Raw genomic sequence first — 14,660 nt, forward strand, 5'->3', positions numbered from 1 at the left:
TGCGATGCGCATAGGCATTGCCGGCGCCGGCGTGCTGGGGCGGCTGCTGGCCGTGCAGCTCAGCCGCGCGGGCCATGCGGTGCAGGTCTTTGACCCAGCCGATGGCCCCGGGCCACGCGCCGAGTCTGGCGCACAGGCCGCGGGCTGGACGGCTGCGGGCATGCTCAGCCCTGTGGCCGAGCTGGAACGCGCCGGGTCCGAGGTATTTGCGTTGGGCCTGCGCTCCTGCGCACTCTGGCCGCAAATCGTGCGGGGGCTGGTGCAGTCCGTGGACCTGCGCATGCAAGGCAGCCTGCTGCTGGCGCACCGCAGTGATGCGGGCGCGGCCCAGCGCGTGGTGGGCCTGCTGCAGGCCAAGGCCGATGCGCCTTACCAACCGCAGCCCTTGCCCCCGGAACAACTGCGCGACCTGGAGCCGGCCATCAGCGGCCCGGCCCTGGCCTGGCTGCTGCCCAGCGAGGGTCAGATCCACCCGGTGCAGGCGCTGCAAGCTTTGGCTGCGCAGGCCACGGCGCAAGGCGTGGAATGGCACTGGGGCAGCACCGTGCGCGAAACCGCAGCCGGCGCCCTGGTTGCCAATGGCCAGCCCCACGCGTTCGACCATGTGTTCGACGTGCGCGGCGTGGGCGCCAAGCCGGCTGTGCCCGTGCGCGGGGTGCGGGGTGAGGTGTTCTGGTTGCATGCGCCCGGCGTGCCGCTGCAACGCCCGGTGCGCCTGCTGCATCCGCGCCATTCGGTCTACCTGGTGCCGCGCCCCGGCGATGTCATCGTCGTGGGCGCCAGCGAGATCGAAAGCGAGGACCGTTCCCCCGTGTCCCTGCGCAGCACCGTCGAACTGCTGAGCGCCGCGCATAGCGCCATCCCCGCGCTGGCCGAAGCGCGCCTGGTCCACACCGAAATCAACCTGCGCCCCGCACTGCCCGACAACCTGCCCGCACTGCGCCACGCGCCGGGCATCACTGTCATCAACGGCCTCTTCCGCCACGGCTGGCTCATCGCGCCCGCCTTGGTAGAGCAGGCCTTGCAAGAGCTATCGCCATGAACGCCACTGACACGATCTCTCCCACCATCACCGTGGTGGTAAACGGCACACCGGAAACCACCGAGGCCACCACGCTGCAAGCCTGGGTAGACGCACGCGGTGTGCTGCCTGCTGCACTGGCCACCGCCGTCAACGGCAACTTCGTCCCCCGCAGCCTGCGCGCCCAGCAACCGCTAGCCGAGGGCGACACCATCCTCACCTTCCAACCCATCGAAGGAGGTTAACCATGACCGAACACCAAAGAGACTGGGAGGCAGTGCGTTCTGCGCAGGTAAAGGAGGAGCCCGCGCAGCGGGCGGGGGACACGGAGCAGAACGTGCTGACTCCCAGTCTCCCCACCACTTGGAAAATAGGTGGCCGGACTTTGACCAGTCGCTTCTTCCTCGGCACCGCCGCGTACCCCTCGCCGCAAATACTGCAAGACGCCATCGCCGCCTCTGGCGCCCAGGTCGTCACCATGGGCCTGCGCCGCCAGCTCGCCCACGGTGCCGAGGCGGGTGACTTCTTCGCGCTGATCCGGGCGACCGGCGCCCACTTGCTCCCCAACACCGCCGGCTGCCACACCGCCCGCGAAGCCATCACCCTGGCCCACATGGCGCGCGAACTGTTCGACACCACCTGGATCAAGCTCGAAGTGGTGGGCGACGCCCACACCCTGCAACCCGATCCGTTTGAACTGCTGACCGCCGCCACGCAACTGGTGAAGGACGGCTTCGAAGTGTTCCCCTACTGCATGGACGACCTGGTCAGCTGCCAGCGCCTGCTCGACGCTGGCTGCAACATCCTCATGCCCTGGGGCGCACCCATCGGCTCGGGCCAGGGACTGGTGAACCCCGGCGCGCTGCGCACGCTGCGCGCGCGCCTGCCGGGTGTGCCGCTCATCGTGGACGCGGGCATAGGCTCGCCAGCCGACGCGGTGCAGGCCATGGAGCTGGGGCTGGACGCCGTGCTACTCAACAGCGCCGTGGCCCACGCGGTGGACCCGGTACGCATGGCGCGCGCGTTCAAGCTGGGTATCGAGTCCGGCCGCCTCGCGTTCGAAGCTGGCGTCATGGCCCGCCAGGACATGGCCGTGGCTTCCACGCCGGTGGCGGGTCATCCCATTTTGCTGTGAGGTTGCTATGAAAAAAGAAGCTGCTCGCGCACTACCTACGAGGGCTAGAAGCACTTTAAGCACTGAAGTGCGCCCGGTGAATGCTGGCACCCGCCCTGTGGTCTGGAGCATCGCCGGCTCCGATTCGGGCGCTGGCGCCGGCCTGCAGGCCGATCTCAAGGCGCTGCAAGCCTTTGGCGTGCACGGCTGCACGGCGGTGGCCGCCATCACCGCGCAAAACTCCGTGGCTGTCACGCGCGTGGAGCCCGTCAGTGCCGACCTGCTGGATGCGCAGCTGGCAGCGCTGGCGCAGGACATGCCGCCGCAGGCCATCAAGACTGGCCTGCTCGGCAGCGTGGACAACCTGCGCGTGCTCTGCCAGTGGGTGGATCGTTTGCGTGCGCAAGGGCACGCCGTGGCGCTGGTGGTGGACCCGGTGCTGGGTTCCACCACGGGTGCCAGTTTTGCGGGCGATGGGCTGGTGCAGGCCTATGTGCAAGACCTGCTGCCGCGCGCCACATTGGTGACGCCCAATCGTGCGGAGGCCGAGCACTTGGGCCTGCGCGTGGGGCAGGCTCGTGATGAGGGCCTGCCCTCCGTGGTCATCACTGGCGGGGACGATACCAAAGACGGCGGTTTGGCCAGCGATTGGTTTAGCAGCCCGCAAGCCAGCGGCTGGCTCAGCCTGCCGCGCGTGGACACGCAACACCACCATGGCACCGGCTGCACCTTTGCCTCCACGGCGGCGGCCGCGCTGGCCAGCGGCTACTGCGTGGCCGATGCCGTGGTGCTGGCCAAGATGGCGACCACGCATGCGCTGCGCCACGCCTATGCCGCAGGGCAGGGGGCTGGGCCAGTGCAGGCGCTACCGGATTTCGCGCAGCACATGGAGAACCTGCCCTGGCTGCAGGCACAACCCGGCGCGCAATCTGCCTTCCCGGATCTGAGCAATCCGGCCCTGGGCGTCTACGCCGTGGTCGACAGCGCCGTCTGGGTGCGTCGCGTGCTGGCCGCGGGCATCCGCACCGTGCAGCTGCGCATCAAGGACTCCGAGGAGCCCACGCTGGCGGCGCAGATTCAGGAATCGATCGCGGTGGCGCGCGCCACCCCCGGCGCACAACTCTTCATCAACGACCACTGGCAACTCGCCCTGCAATACGGCGCCTACGGCGTGCACCTGGGCCAGGAAGATCTGGACACCGTGGACCTGGACGCCCTGCGCCAGGCCGGCGTGCGCCTGGGCCTCAGCACCCACAGCTACTGGGAAGTCGCCCGCGCCTGGGCGCTTCAGCCTAGCTACATCGCCTGCGGCCCCGTCTTTGCCACCCAAAGCAAAGACATGCCCTGGATTCCCCAAGGCCTGGACAACCTGCGCTACTGGGCCGGCGTGCTGCCACTGCCCGTGGTCGGCATTGCGGGGATTGAGGTCAGCAATGTGGCGGACGTGGCGGCTACGGGCGCTGCCAGCGCGGCGGTGATTTCAGCGATCACGAAGGCGACCAGCCCTGAGCAAGCGTGTGCGGCTTTGCAGCAGGGTTTTGCTGGCGGGACTATGCACCCGGCTTGAGCGGGATGGCGATGTAGTTTTTCTCCGCCCCATGTTGCATCAGCAGCGCTACGGAGCCCTTGGCCTGCGGCAGCAGCGCACGTGCTTGCTCCACAGACGTGACGGGCACTTGGTTGATCGCCAGCAGAATGTCGCCCGGGGCGATGCCGGCCTTGTCGGCTTCAGGTTGCACGCCTTCGACCATCAGGCCGTGGCGTGCCTCGGCGGCGCGCTGCTCCACGGGCAGCAGGGGACGCACGGCCAGGCCTAGCTGGGACAGCGCAGGGACATTGGGTACCTCATGGGGCGCGGGTTTTGCAGTTGCGGTGTCTTCCAATGTAGCGCGCACTTGCACGGCTTTGCCGTTGCGCAGCACGTCGATCTGGATCTGTTGGCCTGGCAATGCCATGGCGACCCAAAGCGGCAGGTCGCTCGACGCGAGGATGGCATGACCATCAATGCCCGCGATGACGTCCCCTGCTTGCAATCCTGCTTTGGCAGCTGCGGTGTCGGCTCGCACCTCTGAGATGAGTGCGCCTGCGGGGCGTGGCAATTTGAACGCATCTGCCAGCGCCTGCGTCACTTCCTGTACTGACACGCCCAACACGCCGTGGGATGCGTGGCCGGTGGCGACGATCTGGCGCTGTACCGATTGCGCCAAGTCAATGGGAATGGCAAAGCTCAGGCCCTGGTAGCCGCCGCTGCGGGTGTAGATCTGTGAGTTGATGCCCACCACCTCGCCGCGCGCGTTGAAGAGTGGGCCGCCCGAGTTGCCGGGGTTGATGGCGGCGTCGGTTTGGATGAAGGGCACGGTGTAGTCGTCCGGCAGGGTTCGGCTCTTGGCGCTGACCACGCCGGTGGTCACGGTGTTGTCCAGCCCGAAGGGTGAGCCAATGGCCAGCACCCATTCGCCCACGTTCAGGTCGGCCGGCTTGCCGATGGCCACGGTGGGCAGGTTCTTCGCTTCGATCTTGAGTACGGCGACATCGGTCTTGCTGTCGCTGCCCAGCACCTTGGCGGTGAACTCGCGCCGGTCGGTCAGTTTGACCGTGACTTCGCTGGCGTGGGCGATGACGTGGGCATTGGTCAGCACCAGGCCATCGGCGCTGACGATGAAGCCCGATGCACGCGCATTCACGGGGATCTGCATGCTCGCGCCTGTCGCGCCAAACTGTTCCTGAAACTTGCGCAGGAAGAGCTGGGTAGGGTCTTCGTTATCGGCACCCTTGGCATTGCCACCCGTGTCCTTGCCATCGGCGGTGACCAAGCGGGTGCCGCTCACGCTGATGTTGACAACGGCCGGGCCGTAGCGTTGCACGATCTGCGTGAAGTCCGGCGTACCCAGGCTGCGGATGGCAGACGCAGGTGCTGCTGCGGGGCTGGTGGTCTGCGCGTGGACGCTGCCCAGGGCGATGAGGGCACTGCAGGCAAGGAGGCGGGAGAAGGTGAGAGCTGTCATGCGGCCATGGTGACGGGTGCGCATGAAGACGTGTATGGCTGGCGTGAAGCTGCGGTAAAGATTTTCTGCCACAATTGACGTTTACGTAAACGTCAATTTCGTTTGTCCACTTTGCATACCGAGGAAGACCATGCCCGACTCCATCGTGATCGTCAGCGCCGCCCGCACCCCCATGGGGGCTTTCCAGGGCGATTTCGCCAGCCTTGCCGCCCATGACCTGGGCGGTGCTGCCATCCAAGCCGCGGTCGAGCGCGCCGGTATCGCGCCGGAGCTGGTCAGTGAAGTCCTGTTCGGCAACTGCCTGATGGCGGGCCAGGGTCAGGCGCCGGCGCGCCAGGCGGCCTTCAAGGGCGGCCTGCCCAAGAGTGCGGGCGCGGTCACCCTGAGCAAGATGTGCGGCTCCGGCATGCGCGCGGCCATGTTCGCGCACGACATGCTGCTGGCCGGCAGCCACGATGTGCTGGTGGCCGGGGGCATGGAAAGCATGACCAACGCGCCGCACTTGCTATTGAAAGGCCGCAGCGGCATCCGCATTGGCCACGACCGCGTGATGGACCACATGATGCTGGACGGCCTGGAAGACGCCTACGAAGCCGGCCGCTCCATGGGCACCTTTGGCGAAGACTGCGCCGCCAAGTACAGCTTCACCCGCGAGTTACAAGACAATTTCGCTACAGCGAGCGTGCAGCGTGCGCAAGCAGCTATTAAAAGCGGAGCGTTCGAGGCGGAAATCACCCCTGTCACCATCAAGACCCGTACCGGTGAAGAGCAGATCACGGTGGACGAAGGCCCCGGCAAGATCAAGCTCGACAAGATTTCCGCGCTGAAAGCTGCCTTCAAGAAGGACGGGACCATCACCGCCGCCAGCAGCAGCTCCATCAACGACGGCGCGGCCGCCATGGTGCTGATGCGCGAAGGCACCGCCAAGGACCTGGGCTGCAAGCCGTTGGTCCGCATCGTGGCTCACACCACCCACGCGCAGGAGCCCAACTGGTTTGCCACCGCCCCCGTGGGCGCCACGCAAAAGCTGCTGGCCAAGGCGGGGTGGAAGGTGGACGACGTGGACCTGTGGGAAATCAACGAAGCCTTTGCCGTGGTGCCTATGGCGCTGATGAAAGAGCTGAACATCCCGCACGACAAGGTGAACGTGAACGGCGGCGCCTGCGCGCTGGGCCACCCGATTGGCGCGTCCGGTGCTCGCATCATGGTGACGCTGATCCACGCCTTGAAAGCCCGCGGACTCAACAAGGGTGTGGCCACGCTGTGCATAGGCGGTGGCGAGGCCACTGCAGTCGCGCTGGAATTGCTATAAATTCCGAAGCTGCTTGCGCATATTGCACGCGGGCTGGAGGCCAAAATGAACGTATTCGTCATCGGCGCATCGCGCGGCATTGGTTTGGAAGTGGTGCGCCAGCACCTGGAGGCGGGCGACCGCGTGATCGCCACTGCGCGCGATGAGGCCGGCCTGCAGCGCCTGCGTGACATGGGCGCCCAGCCCCTGAAGCTGGACGTGACCGACCCCGCGAGCGTGAGCGGCCTGAGCTGGGCGCTGGACGGGGAGAAGCTGGACCTCGCCTATTACGTGGCCGGCGTGTTCAGCACCGAAGACGCCAAATCGCCCCCCACCCAGCAGGCCTTTGATTCCATGATGCACGCTAACGTGTTGGGCGCCATGCAGGCTCTGCCGCAGGTGGCGCCCTGGGTGGAAGAGGCGCAGGGCCAGTTCGTCTTTCTGACCAGCGACTTCGCGCAGATTGGCGGCGTTGAAAGCAGCCGCGGCTGGGTGTACCACGTGAGCAAGGCGGCGCTCAACATGGCCGTGGTGGCCGCGCAGCCCGACTACCCCAAGGCGCAGTTCCTTCTGATCCACCCCGGCTGGGTGCGTACCGAGATGGGCACGCCCGACGCACCTTTGCTGCCCGAAGAAAGCGTGGCCGCCATCCGCGCCACCGTCGCGGCACGCAAGACTGGCAAAACCGGATTTGCCTGCAGCGATGTGCCCTATATCCGCTGGGACGGTACGCCCTTCTCCAGCTGGTAAGCCCATAACCATAACGACCCGAGAGAGACCAGTCCCCATGCTGCTGACCCAAGACCAGGAAATGGTGCGCGACGCCGTGCGCGCGTTTGCGCAGGCCGAGCTGTGGCCCCACGCCGCCCAGTGGGACAAGGACCACACCTTCCCCAAGGCCGCGCACCAGGGCTTGGCGGCACTCGGTGCCTATGGCATTTGCGTGCCAGAGCACCAGGGTGGCGCGGGCTTGGATTACGTGACGCTGGCCCTGGTGCTGGAAGAAATTGCGGCAGGCGATGGCGGTACCAGCACGGTCATCAGCGTGACCAACTGCCCGGTTAACGCCATCCTCATGAAATACGGCAATGCGCAGCAGCAGAAGCAATGGCTGGAGCCGCTGGCGCAAGGCCAACTCTTGGGCGCCTTCTGCCTGACCGAGCCGCATGTGGGCAGTGACGCATCGGGCCTGCGCACCACAGCCGTGAAGGATGGCGACCACTACGTCATCAACGGCGTCAAGCAGTTCATTACCAGCGGCAAGCACGGCGATGTGGCCATCGTCATCGCGGTGACCGACAAGGGCGCTGGCAAGAAGGGCATGAGTGCCTTTCTGGTGCCGACCAACACACCGGGCTATGTGGTCGCGCGGCTGGAAGACAAGCTGGGCCAACACTCCAGCGATACGGCCCAGATCAACTTTGACAACTGCCGCATTCCCGCAGAGAACCTCATCGGCAAGGAAGGCGAAGGCTACAGCATTGCGCTGGGCGGGCTGGAGGGCGGGCGCATTGGCATCGCCGCGCAAAGCGTGGGCATGGCGCGTAGCGCGCTCGACGTGGCCGTCGCTTACGCCAAAGAGCGGGAGAGCTTTGGCCAGCCCATCTTCAACCACCAGGCCGTGGGCTTTCGCCTGGCGGAGTGCGCCACGCAGATCGAAGCGGCGCGCCAGCTCATCTGGCACGCTGCAGCGCTGCGCGATGCCGGCCGGCCTTGCCTGAAGGAGGCTGCCATGGCCAAGTTGTTTGCCAGCGAGATGGCCGAGCGTGTCTGCAGCGCCGCCATCCAGACCCTGGGTGGCTACGGCTATGTGAGCGACTTCCCCGTGGAGCGCATTTACCGCGACGTGCGCGTGTGCCAGATTTACGAAGGCACCAGCGACGTACAGAAGATCATCATCCAGCGGGCGCTGTGATGGCCGTGACCCTGCCCGCCGGAGTCAGCGTTTTCGAGCGCGGCTGGCTCTCCAGCAACAACATCCTCATTCAGGGCGCGCAGGGCACGGCGCTTATCGACAGCGGCTACTGCACCCATGCCGACCAGACGCTGGCGCTGCTGGACTCTGCGCTACAGGGCCGCCCGCTGGACCTGCTGCTCAACACCCATTTGCACAGCGACCACTGCGGTGGCAATGCCGCGCTGCAGGCGCGTTATCCCGCGCTGCAAACGCATATCCCGCCCGGCCATGCCGCCTATGTGCGCGTGTGGGACGCCCATGCACTGAGCTACACGCCCACGGGACAGAGTTGCCCGCGCTTCCATTTGAATGCGACCCTGCAGCCGGGCAGTGAGATGCTGCTGGGCGATCTGCGCTGGCAGGTGCATGCCGCACCGGGGCACGATCCGCACTCGGTCATCCTGTTCGAGCCCGCGAGCCGCACGCTGGTCTCGGCCGACGCGCTGTGGGAGCGCGGCTTTGGCGTGGTCTTCCCCGAGCTGGATGGGCAGGACGCCTTTGACGAAGTGGCCGCCACGCTGGACCTGATCGAGAGCCTGAACCCTGTCGCTGTGATCCCCGGTCATGGCGCTCCCTTTGCCGATGCAGCATCGGCCATTGTCTATGCGCGCCAGCGGCTGGACGGCTTTGTGCAGAACCCGGACAAGCACCTGCAGTACGCGGCCAAGGTGCTGCTCAAGTTCAAGTTGCTGGAGGCGCAGCACCTGGAGCTGCGCGCCCTGCAGGCCTGGGCCCAGGGTACGCCCTACTTTGCCAACACCCTGACGCGGCATTTTGCGGGCGCGTCCGTGGCAGAGGTAACCGCGCAACTCGTGCAAGGCCTGGTGCGCTCGGGCGCTGCCAGACTGCAGGGCACGGTGGTCTACAACGCCTGAGCGACGCCCGGGATCAGCCGCCAAGGCATGATGGCGGCATGAAATCGCTGGAATCCCACCACGCCTGCCCCTGCGGCCGGTTGCACCAAAAGAACCCCATGGCCTACGGCGCGTGCTGCGGCCGCTGGCTGGAGGGCGACGCCCTCGCGCCCGATGCCGAGCACCTCATGCGCAGCCGCTACAGCGCTTTCGTGCTGGAGCGCGAGGCCTATCTGCTGAAAACCTGGCACGCCAGCCACCGCCCCGCATCCGTGGAGTTCGAACCCGGTGTGAAGTGGCTGGGGCTGGATGTGCGCAGCCACACCGTTCAGGACGCCACCCACGCACAGGTGGAATTCGTGGCGCGGCAAAAGCCTGCCAGTGGCGCCGCGGTGCGCTTGCACGAGCGCAGCCGCTTCGTCCTCGACAATGGCGCCTGGTTGTATGTGGATGGAGATGCCTTGTGAAGTTTGATGCCGTGTTGTTTGATTGCGATGGAGTGCTGGTGGACAGCGAGCCCATCACCAACGGCGTATTGCGCGACATGCTGGAGGAGCAGGGCTGGCGCCTGGACCTGCAGACCTGCATGGAGATTTTTGTGGGCAAGGCGGTGCTGGACGAGCGTGCCCGCATTGAGGCCGAGACCGGCCGTCCGGTGACGCCCGCGTGGATGGCGGACTTCCGCCAGCGCCGCAACGCCGCGCTGGAGGCCCGGGTCGGAGCCATTGACGGCGCCGTGCAAGCCGTGGCGGCGGTGCACGCCACGGTGCAGGGGCGCATTGCCTGTGCCTCGGGTGCGGACCGCGCCAAGGTGGAGATGCAATTGCAGAAGGTCGGCCTGTGGACCTACCTGCAAGGTCGCGTGTTCAGTGGCCACGAAATGCCGCGCTCCAAACCCCACCCCGATGTGTACCTGGCGGCGGCGCAGTCGCTGGGCGTACCTGCCAGCCGCTGCGCGGTGGTGGAAGACACGGCCACCGGCATTGCAGCCGGCGTAGCGGCGGGGGCGACGGTGTTTGCCTATGCGCCCGCCGGGCAGGGCGATGCGCTGCGCCAGGCCGGTGCGCACCATGTGTTCACGCACATGGACGCGTTGCACGCCAGCTTGCTGGGCGCAGGCCTGCGCAGCTAAATCAGGGGCGGATGTCGGGCGAGGGCGTGGTCGGCACGCCCTGGTCCAGCGCTGCCTGGTGCTGCACTTGCATCGCGCGCTGGTAGGCTGGTCGGGCCTGCAGGCGTTGCCAGTACGCGGCCACTGCGGGTGGGAATTGGGCGGACAGCCCAAGGTGTTGCGCCAGCAGCAGGGCATAGCCCACCGCCACATCGGCGGCCGTGAAACGGCCCGCGCACAAATACTCCGCGTTCTGCAGCGCGGTGTCCACTGCGCGCAGGCGCGCCAGAAACCAGCGTGCGTAGTCGGCGGCCACCTGCGGTTGCAGGCGCTCGGGTGGTTCGAAGTGGGTGTAGCGCAGCACCAGTGTCTGCGGGAAGGTGAGCGTGGCGTCGCTCATGTGCAGCCAGTTCAGGTAGGCACCATAGGCTGGGTTGTCCTGTGATACATCGAGCACACCATCGCCGTGGCGCGCGGCCAGGTACTGGCAGATGGCGGCGGATTCGGTCATGCGCGTGGCACCGTCCACCAGCAGCGGCACGGTGCCCAGCGGGTTTTCTTCCAGGTAGTGGCGCGCCAGGACCCGGGGCGGAAAGGGCAGCATGCGCAACTCGCAAGGCAGGCCCAGTTCTTCCAGCATCCACAGGGGCCGGAAAGATCGTGCGCTGACACAGTGGTAGAGGACCATCATGCCGATCAGTGTAGGCCGCAGCCGGGCACGGCGTGTGCCACGGCAGGGTACAAATCACGCCAACTGCGTCAGCCCTGGGGCGTGGCCTTGCGGCGGAATTCGGCCGGTGACTGGCCGGTCCAGCCCTTGAAGGCGCGCATGAAGCTCTTCTCGTTCTGGAAGCCCGCTGCCTCGGCCACCTGTTTGATGGGGCGGCGCGTGCGCAACAGCAACTCGGTGGCGCGGTTCTGGCGCACTTCGTCCTTCAGCGCCTGCAGCGTGGCGCCTTCTTCCTTGAGCTGGCGGTGCAGGGTGCGCGGCGACAGGTGCAGCAGCGCGGCCAGGGCCTCGGCGCCAAGCGTGTCCTGCGGCTGGGCACTGAGCAGCTGGCGCACGCGCTGCACCAGCAGGCGGTCGCGCCGGTACTGCAGCACGGTGAGCGGCAGCGCGTGTTGCAGCATCTGCTGCATGGCTTTTTCGTCGCGCCGCAGTGGCAGTTGCAGGTACTGCGCATCAAAAGTGATAGCAGCTTGCGCTTGCTGGAAGCGGGTGGGGCCCGAAAACAGCACGGAATAGGCCTCGGCGTGGGGTGGGGCGTCAAACGGAAACTGCGCCTGCAGCAGCGGGATGCGCGAGTCCACCAGCCAGCAGGCCAGGCCCAGGATGTTGCGCAGCACCGAAACCAGGCAGAGCTCGCGCAGCGCGCCCAGGTCGCGCTGCTCGGCGATGCTGATGCTGGCGGTGTTGCCGCTGGTCTGCAGCGTGAGCGTGATGTCATCGGCAATGAGGCCGTGGTGGCGGCACCAGCGTTTGATGGCCAGCGCCAGCGTGGGGGCGCTGAGGGACGCGCGCGCCAGCATGCCGTAGCTGCCCCAAGGCAGGCGGCGGCTGAACCAGCCCAGCGCCTCATCGTCCAGCTCGCGCATGGCCAGCTCCGAGATGCGTTCCATCTGCCAGGCGGTGATGCGGGCGTCTGTCTGCCGCAGATGTGCTGGCGCAATCTGTGCCTGTGCCAGCGCGCCGGAGGGGTCGCGTCCGTAGCGCGCATAGGCCGCCACAATGGCTTGGACAAAAGCCATGGGTGTGGCGGCAATGGGGGGGGAGGTGACCATGCCCGCAGTGTGCCAAAGTTTGCGCCTGCTGTGGCAGGATTTGCAACCTCATGGCCTTTGGGCCTGCGGGGTGACGGACGGACAATGCCGCTTGACTCCCCAACCCCTGACCGGATGCGCCCATGACGATTCTGGAATCCCAGCTCAACCCCCGATCCAGCGACTTCGTGGCCAATGCCAGCGCCATGCGGGCCCTGGTGGACGACCTGCAGGCCCAGGTGGCCCGCATTGCAGAAGGCGGCGGCGAGGCGGCCCGCGCCAAGCACACCGCGCGCGGCAAGCTGCTGCCGCGCGACCGCGTGGCCATGCTGCTGGACCCCGGCACGCCCTTTCTGGAGCTGGCCCCGCTGGCCGCGCTCAATGTCTACGACAACGCCGCACCGGGTGCCGGCGTGATTGCCGGCATCGGCCGCGTGAGCGGCGTGGACTGCATGATTGTCTGCAACGATGCCACGGTGAAGGGCGGCACCTACTACCCGCTGACGGTGAAGAAGCACCTGCGCGCGCAGGAGATTGCGGCGCAAAACCACCTCACCTGCATCTACCTGGTCGACAGCGGCGGCGCCAACCTGCCCAATCAGGACGAGGTCTTCCCCGACCGCGACCACTTTGGCCGCATCTTTTTCAACCAGGCCAACATGAGCGCGCAGGGCATTGCGCAGATTGCCGTGGTCATGGGCAGTTGCACGGCCGGCGGCGCCTATGTGCCCGCCATGAGCGACGAGACCATCATCGTCAAGAACCAGGGCACCATATTCCTGGGCGGCCCGCCACTGGTGAAGGCAGCCACGGGCGAGGTGGTGACGGCAGAAGACCTAGGCGGTGGTGATGTGCACACGCGCCTCTCCGGGGTTGCCGATCACCTGGCGCAGAACGACCTGCACGCGATCTCTCTGGCCCGCCAGGCGGTCGCGCATTTGAATAAAAAGAAGCCACCAGCCCTTGCCACACTTGCGCCAGCAGCTCCTAAATATGCAGCAGAAGAGCTGTACGGTGTGATTCCTACCGACACGCGCAAGCCCTTTGACGTGCGCGAAATCATTGCCCGCATCGTCGATAGCAGCGAGTTCCATGAGTTCAAGCCGCGCTTTGGCAACACCCTGGTCTGCGGCTTTGCGCACATCGAGGGCATGGCCGTGGGCATCATCGCCAACAACGGCATCCTGTTCTCCGAGTCCGCTCTCAAGGGCGCGCACTTCATCGAACTGTGCTGCCAGCGCAAGATCCCGCTGGTCTTCCTGCAGAACATCACCGGCTTCATGGTGGGCCGCAAGTACGAGAACGAAGGCATCGCCCGCAACGGCGCCAAGATGGTGACGGCGGTGGCCACGGCTGCGGTGCCCAAGTTCACCATCATCATTGGCGGCAGTTTTGGCGCCGGCAACTACGGCATGTGCGGCCGCGCCTACTCGCCACGTTTCCTGTGGATGTGGCCCAACGCGCGCATCTCTGTCATGGGCGGCGAGCAGGCGGCCAGCGTGCTGGCTACCGTCAAGCGCGATGGCATCGAGGGCAAGGGCGGCGCCTGGAGCGCGGACGAAGAAGAAGCGTTCAAGGCCCCCATCCGCCAGCAGTACGAAGAGCAGGGCCATCCCTACTACGCCAGCGCTCGCCTCTGGGACGACGGCATCATCGACCCGGCCGACACCCGCCGCGTGCTGGCCCTGGGCCTGAGTGCAGCATTGAATGCGCCCATCGAAGACACCAAGTTCGGCGTCTTCCGCATGTAAGGGGCTGGCCATGACCGCATTGACCCTGTCCCACACCGGCGCGCTTCTCACCATCACTTTGTGCCGCCCCGAGGTGCGCAACGCCTTCAACGACGAGGTGATTGCCGAGCTGACCCAGGCCTTCCAGACCGCCGCCGCGAGCGCCGAGACACGCGCTGTGGTGTTGGCGGCCGAGGGGCCGGCCTTCTGCGCGGGTGCCGACCTGAACTGGATGCGCCGCATGGCCGACTACACGCGCGAAGACAACCTGGCCGACGCCGCCAAGCTGGCCGAGATGCTGCGCGTGATCTACGCCTGCCCCAAGCCTGTCATTGCCCGCATCCAGGGCGATGTGGTCGCCGGTGGCATGGGGCTGGTGGCGGCCTGCGACATGGCGGTGGCGGTGGACACGGCGGGCTTTTGCTTGAGCGAAGTGAAACTGGGCCTCATCCCCGCCACCATCAGCCCCTATGTGATCCGCGCCATGGGCGCGCGTGCCGCGCATCGCTACTTTCTGACCGCCGAACGCTTCAGCGCGCAGGAGGCGCACCGTATCGGCTTTGTGCACGAGGTGGTACCCGCTGAGCAGCTGGACGCCAAGGTGGTCGAGTTGGTCAAGGCGCTGGTCAATGCCAGCCCGAATGCCGTGCGTAGCTGCAAAGAGCTGGTGCAGACCGTGGCCGAGCGCGAGATTGACGGTGCCCTGATCGCCGAGACGGTGGAGGGTATTGCCGACATCCGCAGCAGCACCGAGGGCAAGGAGGGCGTGCAGTCCTTCCTGCAAAAGCGCAAACCGAACTGGCTGGTCTGAGTTCC

Annotated in this window: 15 protein-coding genes; 12 read left to right on the top strand and 3 right to left on the bottom strand. The window is 66.5% G+C overall.

Going from position 1 to position 14,660, the window contains the following annotated elements:
• Positions 1-4 precede the first annotated feature (4 nt).
• The 4 genes from AC1RNN_RS16135 to thiE all read left to right on the top strand — a co-directional run bounded on the left by AC1RNN_RS16135 (position 5) and on the right by thiE (position 3,702).
• Positions 5-1,042, top strand: coding sequence for an FAD-dependent oxidoreductase (locus tag AC1RNN_RS16135; RefSeq protein ID WP_493090323.1), 1,038 nt, complete (start codon positions 5-7; stop codon positions 1,040-1,042).
• Positions 1,039-1,266 carry a sulfur carrier protein ThiS gene (gene thiS / locus AC1RNN_RS16140; RefSeq protein WP_493090132.1) on the top strand — a complete coding sequence of 76 codons (228 nt, stop codon included), beginning with the start codon at positions 1,039-1,041 and terminating at the stop codon, positions 1,264-1,266. The genes AC1RNN_RS16135 and thiS overlap by 4 nt, the downstream gene beginning before the upstream one ends.
• A gap of 2 nt (positions 1,267-1,268) precedes the next feature.
• Positions 1,269-2,156, top strand: coding sequence for a thiazole synthase (locus AC1RNN_RS16145; protein WP_493090131.1), 888 nt, complete (start codon positions 1,269-1,271; stop codon positions 2,154-2,156).
• 76 nt (positions 2,157-2,232) lie between these two features.
• The gene (gene thiE / locus AC1RNN_RS16150; RefSeq protein WP_493090130.1) at positions 2,233-3,702 is read left to right on the top strand and encodes a thiamine phosphate synthase; all 1,470 of its coding nucleotides are present in this window, start codon (positions 2,233-2,235) and stop codon (positions 3,700-3,702) included.
• On the opposite strand, the gene AC1RNN_RS16155 is transcribed toward thiE, so the two are convergent.
• Positions 3,686-5,140, bottom strand: coding sequence for a Do family serine endopeptidase (locus tag AC1RNN_RS16155; protein ID WP_493090129.1), 1,455 nt, complete (start codon positions 5,138-5,140; stop codon positions 3,686-3,688). The two genes, thiE and AC1RNN_RS16155, sit on opposite strands and share 17 nt — an antisense overlap.
• Before the next feature lie 130 nt (positions 5,141-5,270).
• Here AC1RNN_RS16155 and AC1RNN_RS16160 point away from each other — a divergent pair, with 130 nt between their 5' ends.
• The 6 genes from AC1RNN_RS16160 to AC1RNN_RS16185 are packed head-to-tail and all read left to right on the top strand — an operon-like array spanning position 5,271 to position 10,374.
• A complete protein-coding gene (locus tag AC1RNN_RS16160; protein ID WP_493090128.1) occupies positions 5,271-6,452 on the top strand; it encodes an acetyl-CoA C-acyltransferase in 1,182 nt (393 codons plus the stop codon).
• Positions 6,453-6,497: 45 nt separating this feature from the next.
• Positions 6,498-7,181, top strand: coding sequence for an SDR family oxidoreductase (locus AC1RNN_RS16165; protein ID WP_493090127.1), 684 nt, complete (start codon positions 6,498-6,500; stop codon positions 7,179-7,181).
• A gap of 37 nt (positions 7,182-7,218) precedes the next feature.
• Entirely contained in the window at positions 7,219-8,346 is a 1,128-nt protein-coding gene (locus tag AC1RNN_RS16170; protein WP_493090126.1) for an acyl-CoA dehydrogenase family protein, read from the top strand.
• On the top strand, positions 8,346-9,263 hold the full coding sequence (locus tag AC1RNN_RS16175; protein ID WP_493090125.1) for an MBL fold metallo-hydrolase: 918 nt from the start codon (positions 8,346-8,348) through the stop codon (positions 9,261-9,263). The genes AC1RNN_RS16170 and AC1RNN_RS16175 overlap by 1 nt, the downstream gene beginning before the upstream one ends.
• A 38-nt stretch (positions 9,264-9,301) precedes the next feature.
• Positions 9,302-9,709: a YchJ family protein gene (locus AC1RNN_RS16180; protein WP_493090124.1), complete on the top strand. Its 408-nt coding sequence runs from the start codon at positions 9,302-9,304 to the stop codon at positions 9,707-9,709.
• Positions 9,706-10,374, top strand: coding sequence for an HAD family hydrolase (locus AC1RNN_RS16185; RefSeq protein ID WP_493090123.1), 669 nt, complete (start codon positions 9,706-9,708; stop codon positions 10,372-10,374). Before AC1RNN_RS16180 ends, AC1RNN_RS16185 begins: the two co-directional genes overlap by 4 nt.
• 1 nt (position 10,375) lies before the next feature.
• On the opposite strand, the gene AC1RNN_RS16190 is transcribed toward AC1RNN_RS16185, so the two are convergent.
• Entirely contained in the window at positions 10,376-11,044 is a 669-nt protein-coding gene (locus AC1RNN_RS16190) for a glutathione S-transferase family protein (RefSeq protein WP_493090122.1), read from the bottom strand.
• 68 nt (positions 11,045-11,112) lie between these two features.
• Positions 11,113-12,135 (bottom strand): AraC family transcriptional regulator, encoded by a 1,023-nt coding sequence (locus tag AC1RNN_RS16195; RefSeq protein WP_493090121.1) that lies wholly within the window; start codon positions 12,133-12,135, stop codon positions 11,113-11,115.
• Positions 12,136-12,257: 122 nt separating this feature from the next.
• Here AC1RNN_RS16195 and AC1RNN_RS16200 point away from each other — a divergent pair, with 122 nt between their 5' ends.
• Positions 12,258-13,865: a carboxyl transferase domain-containing protein gene (locus AC1RNN_RS16200; protein ID WP_493090120.1), complete on the top strand. Its 1,608-nt coding sequence runs from the start codon at positions 12,258-12,260 to the stop codon at positions 13,863-13,865.
• Between the two features lie 10 nt (positions 13,866-13,875).
• The gene (locus AC1RNN_RS16205) at positions 13,876-14,655 is read left to right on the top strand and encodes an enoyl-CoA hydratase/isomerase family protein (RefSeq protein WP_493090119.1); all 780 of its coding nucleotides are present in this window, start codon (positions 13,876-13,878) and stop codon (positions 14,653-14,655) included.
• The last annotated feature ends 5 nt before the right edge of the window (positions 14,656-14,660 follow it).

This window comes from Rhodoferax sp. GW822-FHT02D07, assembly GCF_058802405.1.

What these genes read in the sequence shown, in the direction of transcription:
- AC1RNN_RS16200 (WP_493090120.1), top strand. Translation starts at nt 12,258, where the DNA reads ATGACGATTCTGGAATCCCAGCTCAACCCCCGATCCAGCGACTTCGTG.
- AC1RNN_RS16195 (WP_493090121.1), bottom strand. Translation starts at nt 12,135, where the DNA reads ATGGTCACCTCCCCCCCCATTGCCGCCACACCCATGGCTTTTGTCCAA.
- AC1RNN_RS16175 (WP_493090125.1), top strand. Translation starts at nt 8,346, where the DNA reads ATGGCCGTGACCCTGCCCGCCGGAGTCAGCGTTTTCGAGCGCGGCTGG.
- AC1RNN_RS16155 (WP_493090129.1), bottom strand. Translation starts at nt 5,140, where the DNA reads ATGACAGCTCTCACCTTCTCCCGCCTCCTTGCCTGCAGTGCCCTCATC.
- AC1RNN_RS16145 (WP_493090131.1), top strand. Translation starts at nt 1,269, where the DNA reads ATGACCGAACACCAAAGAGACTGGGAGGCAGTGCGTTCTGCGCAGGTA.
- AC1RNN_RS16190 (WP_493090122.1), bottom strand. Translation starts at nt 11,044, where the DNA reads ATGATGGTCCTCTACCACTGTGTCAGCGCACGATCTTTCCGGCCCCTG.
- AC1RNN_RS16135 (WP_493090323.1), top strand. Translation starts at nt 5, where the DNA reads ATGCGCATAGGCATTGCCGGCGCCGGCGTGCTGGGGCGGCTGCTGGCC.
- AC1RNN_RS16170 (WP_493090126.1), top strand. Translation starts at nt 7,219, where the DNA reads ATGCTGCTGACCCAAGACCAGGAAATGGTGCGCGACGCCGTGCGCGCG.
- AC1RNN_RS16160 (WP_493090128.1), top strand. Translation starts at nt 5,271, where the DNA reads ATGCCCGACTCCATCGTGATCGTCAGCGCCGCCCGCACCCCCATGGGG.
- AC1RNN_RS16165 (WP_493090127.1), top strand. Translation starts at nt 6,498, where the DNA reads ATGAACGTATTCGTCATCGGCGCATCGCGCGGCATTGGTTTGGAAGTG.
- thiS (WP_493090132.1), top strand. Translation starts at nt 1,039, where the DNA reads ATGAACGCCACTGACACGATCTCTCCCACCATCACCGTGGTGGTAAAC.
- AC1RNN_RS16180 (WP_493090124.1), top strand. Translation starts at nt 9,302, where the DNA reads ATGAAATCGCTGGAATCCCACCACGCCTGCCCCTGCGGCCGGTTGCAC.
- AC1RNN_RS16205 (WP_493090119.1), top strand. Translation starts at nt 13,876, where the DNA reads ATGACCGCATTGACCCTGTCCCACACCGGCGCGCTTCTCACCATCACT.